Consider the following 5,229-nt stretch of genomic DNA (forward strand, 5'->3'; position numbering starts at 1 on the left):
CGCGCCTTGCTCAAGCAGTTCGTCGACGGCGACGTGCCGCTGGCATTGACGACCCCGGACGGCGTGAACTACGCGACCTCGCTCTGGGCGGAAGACCCGCAGCGTGGCGTGCTGGTCTTCGCTGCCGATCCGCGCGACGAGGCCGTGCAGCGCATGACCGAATCGCACGAGGTGATGGCCACGGGTTACCTGGACAGCGTGAAGGTGCAGTTCGACCTGCACGACCTGGTGCTCGTCCACGGCCGCAGCGCGAGCGCCTTCAATGCGCAGTATCCGCGCGAGGTCTTCCGCTTCCAGCGTCGCAATGCGTTCCGCGTGCGTCCGGCCGGACGGGCCCAACCGCATGCGCTGCTGCACCATCCCGACCTGGCCCGGCGCCAGATCGATCTGCGCATCGTCGACATCAGCCACACCGGTGTCGCGTTGATGCTCAACGAGGAGCTGGACCTGTTCCGCTGCGGGCAGATGCTGCCCGAGGCGGTCCTTGAACTGGATGCGGCCACCCGGCTGCATGTGACGCTGCGGGTGATGCATGTGTCGATGGTTGGTCTGGAGCCCTCGCAATACCGCCGCATCGGCTGCGAGCTGGTGGACCTGAGTGCCGGTGCGCACAAGGATCTGCAACGCTACCTCGACCACACGCAGAAACGGCATCGGCTGCTGACGCTGTAGGCGGTAAGCGCACGGATGCTCCGCACATGCACAAGCCCCCGGGGTTCGCACCGCCGGGGGCTTGTGTGTTCTGGCACCGCGGCGGCCGGATCAGACCTGCATGTTCATCACGTCGCTGTAGGACTGCACCAGCCGGTTGCGCACCTGCAGCGCGGCCTGGAAGCCGATGTTGGAGCGCTGCATCGCGACCATCGTTTCTTCGAGGCTGACCTTGGGGTTGTCCAGGGCCACTTCGCGCTGCAGGTCCTGCGCGGTGTTCTGGGCCTGGCTGACGTTGCGCAGCGCCTGGCTGAAGATCTGCGAGAACCCACCCGACGGTCCTTCTGCGGACGGGGTCGACGTGATCGCGCCAAGGCCGGCCATCCCGGCACGTGCGACGGCCTGGGCAAAGTCGAAAGGTTTGAGCTTCATGTCCATGAGGGGTCCTCCACAGCTTCGCCATCCTAGGCAGATGTGCCGGATGGGATGGACAGAAGAGTGCGGGGATCGGTTGCCTGTTTCCGGCTTCGGCGCAGGGCCGCCCTCGAATAATCCAATCTCAGCGCGACCGTTTGGGCAGCGTGTAACGACCGATTGGACATGGACCTCTCCAGCTCGACCACCCTGACTGCGGCACCGCCAGCTCCCGGAGCTGGCGCAGCACGTCTGGCGGAGCGTTTCTCCGCCTTGCCTCCGATGCGCAAGGCCATGCTCGCGGGCGGCCTGTTGTTGCTCCTGGCCGTCATCGGACTTTCGGCGATGTGGAGCGCACGCCCGGACTACCGGGTGCTGTTCTCCAACCTGAACGACAAGGACGGCGGCGCCATCGTGGCGCAGCTGACCAAGATGAATGTGCCCTACCGCTTCAGCGAAGGCGGTGGTGCCGTGCTCGTGCCTGCGGACCAGGTGCACGACGTGCGCCTGAAACTGGCGCAGACGGGCCTGCCCAAAGGCTCGACGGTCGGTTTCGAGCTGATGGACAACGCCCGCTTCGGCACGACCCAGTTCCAGGAGCGGCTGAACTTCCAGCGTGGTCTGGAGGGCGAGCTGGTGCGCTCGATCACTGCGCTGTCGGCGGTCGAGACGGCCCGGGTCCATCTGGCGCTGCCGAACCAGAACGGCTTTTTCCGCGACCAGCAGAAGCCCAGCGCCTCGGTGCTGCTGACCCTGCATGGCGGCCAGACGCTCGACCGCGCGCAGATCGCCGGCATCGTGCACCTGGTGTCGGCCAGCGTGCCGGAGCTGAGCCCGAAGGCGGTGAGCGTGCTTGACCAGTCTGGTGCGATGCTCTCGGACAGCGGGGATGGCGGCGCGGGCGGACTCGATTCCAACCAGGTGCAGCAGATCGCGCGCATCGAGGCGCTCTACACCAAGCGCATCCTCGACATCCTGGAGCCCGTCGTCGGGCGCGACAACCTGCGTGCGCAGGTGTCGGCCGAGCTGGACTTCTCGCAGTCGGAGTCGACCACCGAAGAATTCAAGCCCAACCAGGGTGGTGTGCCAGCGGCCGTGCGCAGCTCGCAGGTGTCGGAAAACGGCAATGGCTCGGGCGCCGGCGGTGCGCTGGCCAGCGGCGTGCCGGGGGCGGCGAGCAACCAGCCTCAGGCCGCTGCCTCGGCGCCGATCAACGGCGCGGCGCAGTCCATGCAGGCGTCGCAAATCGGACAGGGTGCCGCGGGTGCAGGCGGGCGGCGTGACGCGGTCACCAACTTCGAGATCGACAAGACCGTCCGTGTGACCCGTGCGTCGTCGGGCGGCATCCGCCGCCTCGCCGTGGCGGTGGTCGTGAACCACCGCACCAGCGTCGACAAGAAGGGCCAGACCCAGTCGCAGCCGCTGGCGCCCGAGGAAATCGACAAGTTGGTCGCGCTGGTGCAGGAGACCGTGGGCTTCAGCAAGGAGCGCGGCGACACGGTCAAGGTCATCAACGCCCCGTTCAAGGTGCCGGTGCTCGACAAGATCGAGGTGCTGCCGCTGTGGAAGCAGCCCGAGACGCTCGAGATGGTGCGCACGCTGGCGGTGCCGCTGGTGCTGGGCCTGCTCGGGCTGGCGCTGGTGTTCGGCGTGATCCGACCGGTGCTGCGCGACATCCGCGTGGACAAGGAGGCCGAGGCCGCGAAGCTGACGAACCAGCTCGATACCGTGGTGGACGACGTGACGGAGCTGCCGGCGCTGAGCGGCGGCGAAACGCTGCCGGCGCTGCCTGCGCCGGAAGTGGAGTTGAGTGATTCGGACAAGCGCCTGGAGGCGGTGCGCCAGATGGTGCGGACGAATCCGGCGTCGGTCGCGCGCATCCTGCGCGGCTGGGCCAATGGCAAGGAAGCGGACTGAGGGGCGATGAATGGATGACCAGGGTCTGGAAGATGCCGCAATTCTGCTGATTTCGATGGGCGAGGCCGAGGCGGCCGATGTGTTCCGCCACCTCAGCCCCAAGGAAGTGCAGAGCCTGGGCGAGAAGATCGCCCGCACCAAGTCGATTTCCCGCGACCGCTACGAGCGGGTGCTGGTCCGCTTCGAGGAGCAGGTGGAGGAAGAGGGGCTGATCGAACTCGGCCTCGACACCGACCACTATGTCAGCAAGGTCCTGCACCGCGCATTGGGCAACGACAAGGCCAAGCTGCTGCTCGACCGCATCATCGGTGCCGACGACGCGCCGGGCATCGACAACCTGAAGTGGATGGACCCGGTCACGGTGGCCGAGCTGCTGCGGCTGGAGCATCCGCAGATCGTGGCGGTGATCATGGTCCACCTCGAACCGGACCAGGTCAGCGCCGTGCTGCGGCGCTTCCCGGAAGCGCAGCGCAACGAGGTGATGATCCGCCTGGCCACGCTCGACGGCGTGCAGCCGGCGGCATTGCAGGAACTCAGCGAGGTGTTGTCCAAGGTGCTCGCTGGTGGCGGGCGTGGCAGCAAGTCCAATCTGGGCGGGGTCAAGACGGCGGCGGAGGTGCTCAACCTCATGGGCACGGGCGTCGAGGCCTCGGTGCTCGACTACATCCGCAGCACCGACGTGGATCTGGCCCAGAAGATCTCGGACAACATGTTCACCTTCGACGACCTCATGCGCGTCGACGACCGCGGCATCCAGACCGTGCTCAAGGAAGTGCAGAACGAGTCGCTGCTCGTGGCGCTCAAGGGCGCGACGGAGGAACTGCGCGAAAAGATCTTCCGCAACATGTCCAGCCGCGCGGCCGAGATGCTGCGCGAAGACCTGGCCTCGCGTGGCCCGGTGCGCGTGGCCGAGGTCGAGGCCGAACAGAAGACCATCCTGCAGGTGGTGCGCCGCCTGTCGGACGAAGGCCAGATCGCCATGAGCGGAGGGGGCGATGGCCAGTTCCTCTGACCCATCCGCCAGCACCTTCGAGCAGCGGCTGGAACGGCACGAACGGGTGCCGCGCATGGACTTGCCCGAAGCGGCCGGTCCGGCCCGATCCACCGCAGCGTCCTACGCACGGTTCATTCCGCGGGAGGAACTCGGCCGGGCGGTGGCCTGGGTGCCCGACAGCCTGGATGCCCGGCTTCGCCTTGAAGCCGACCGGGCGGCTGGCAGCGAGGCTCCGGCGGCTCCTGCACCCGTCGATCCCGAGGTGCAGCGCGCGGCTCGCCAGGCCCAGCTGCAGGCCCGCCTGGCCGAAGTCTTCGAACAGGGTCGCCAGTTGGGCCGCGAGGAAACCACGGAAACCATGCGCGCAGAGGCCCGCGAGGCACTGGCGTCGCTCCGGCAGCAGCAGGCGAGTGAGGTCGGCACACCCGTGGCGGCGCTGCTGGTGCAGTTCCAGCATGGAATCGATGCGCTGGAGCAGTCACTCGCCCGGCGTCTGGCCGGCATTGCCATGCAGATGGCACGCCAGGTCGTGCGCAGCGAGCTGCAGACCAATGCGGCGCTGGTCGTGGACGTGACGCAGGAAGCGCTGGCCGACGTGCTGCTCTCGGCGCGCCACATCACGGTGAAGGTCCATCCCGAGGACCTCCAATGGATTGAACAAGGCTGTGCCGACGCGTTCGAGGCGCGCGATGCCCGCTTGATCGCCGATGCGCACATCGAGCGCGGTGGCTGCCTGGTGGAGTCGGACCTGGGCGTGGTCGATGCCCGGCTGGCCACGCGCTGGGCGAGTGCCGTGGCGGCCATGGGGTCGCCCGTGCTGGCCGAGGTGGATTCGAACGACGGCACGGCCACGCCATGAGAGCCACCGCAACGGACGCCTGGGCGCGTTACCTCGACGACCTGCACGAGCGTGCCAGCGCCAAGCTGTCGCTGTCGGTGCAGGGGACGCTGGTGCGCGTGGCGGGGTTGGTGCTGGAGGTCGCGGGCATCCGCGTGCCGGTCGGTTCGCTGTGCGAGGTGCTGATGCCGGGGCAGCCGGCGATCCAGGCCGAGGTGGTCGGATTTTCGGGCGACCGGGCCTTCCTGATGCCGGCCGGCGAGATCCACGGACTGGCGAGCGGCGCACGGGTGATTCCACTGGATGTGCCGGTGCAGGCCCCCGAACTCGGCGTGAGCCGCCACCTGTGGCGCCGCAGCGAGGACCGTTCGCGCCACCTGCCGATCGGCAACGGGCTGCTGGGCCGCGTGGTCGA

Annotated in this window: 5 protein-coding genes and 1 pseudogene; 5 read left to right on the forward strand and 1 reads right to left on the reverse strand. The window is 67.9% G+C overall.

What is annotated here, in order from left to right; genetic code table 11:
- Positions 1-672, forward strand: a 672-nt coding sequence (locus AB3X43_RS17210) for a flagellar brake protein (RefSeq protein ID WP_369431097.1), incomplete at its 5' end; no start/stop codon positions are given.
- A 90-nt stretch (positions 673-762) separates the two neighbouring features.
- Here the strand turns inward: AB3X43_RS17210 and fliE are convergent.
- Positions 763-1,089, reverse strand: coding sequence for a flagellar hook-basal body complex protein FliE (gene fliE / locus AB3X43_RS17215; protein ID WP_473965142.1), 327 nt, complete (start codon positions 1,087-1,089; stop codon positions 763-765).
- 162 nt (positions 1,090-1,251) lie between these two features.
- Between fliE and fliF the strand changes: the two genes are divergently transcribed.
- From fliF to AB3X43_RS17235, 4 genes and pseudogenes are all read left to right on the forward strand, one after another.
- Positions 1,252-2,982 carry a flagellar basal-body MS-ring/collar protein FliF gene (gene fliF, locus AB3X43_RS17220; RefSeq protein WP_369431098.1) on the forward strand — a complete coding sequence of 577 codons (1,731 nt, stop codon included), beginning with the start codon at positions 1,252-1,254 and terminating at the stop codon, positions 2,980-2,982.
- A gap of 10 nt (positions 2,983-2,992) precedes the next feature.
- Entirely contained in the window at positions 2,993-3,994 is a 1,002-nt protein-coding gene (gene fliG, locus AB3X43_RS17225) for a flagellar motor switch protein FliG (protein ID WP_369431099.1), read from the forward strand.
- Positions 3,978-4,835, forward strand: coding sequence for a FliH/SctL family protein (locus tag AB3X43_RS17230; RefSeq protein ID WP_369431100.1), 858 nt, complete (start codon positions 3,978-3,980; stop codon positions 4,833-4,835). Before fliG ends, AB3X43_RS17230 begins: the two co-directional genes overlap by 17 nt.
- Positions 4,832-5,229: pseudogene (locus AB3X43_RS17235) on the forward strand (flagellum-specific ATP synthase FliI); the annotation flags it as partial. The gene AB3X43_RS17230 and the pseudogene AB3X43_RS17235, both read left to right, overlap by 4 nt.

This window comes from Sphaerotilus sp. (assembly GCF_041083715.1).
GTDB lineage: Bacteria > Pseudomonadota > Gammaproteobacteria > Burkholderiales > Burkholderiaceae_C > Sphaerotilus.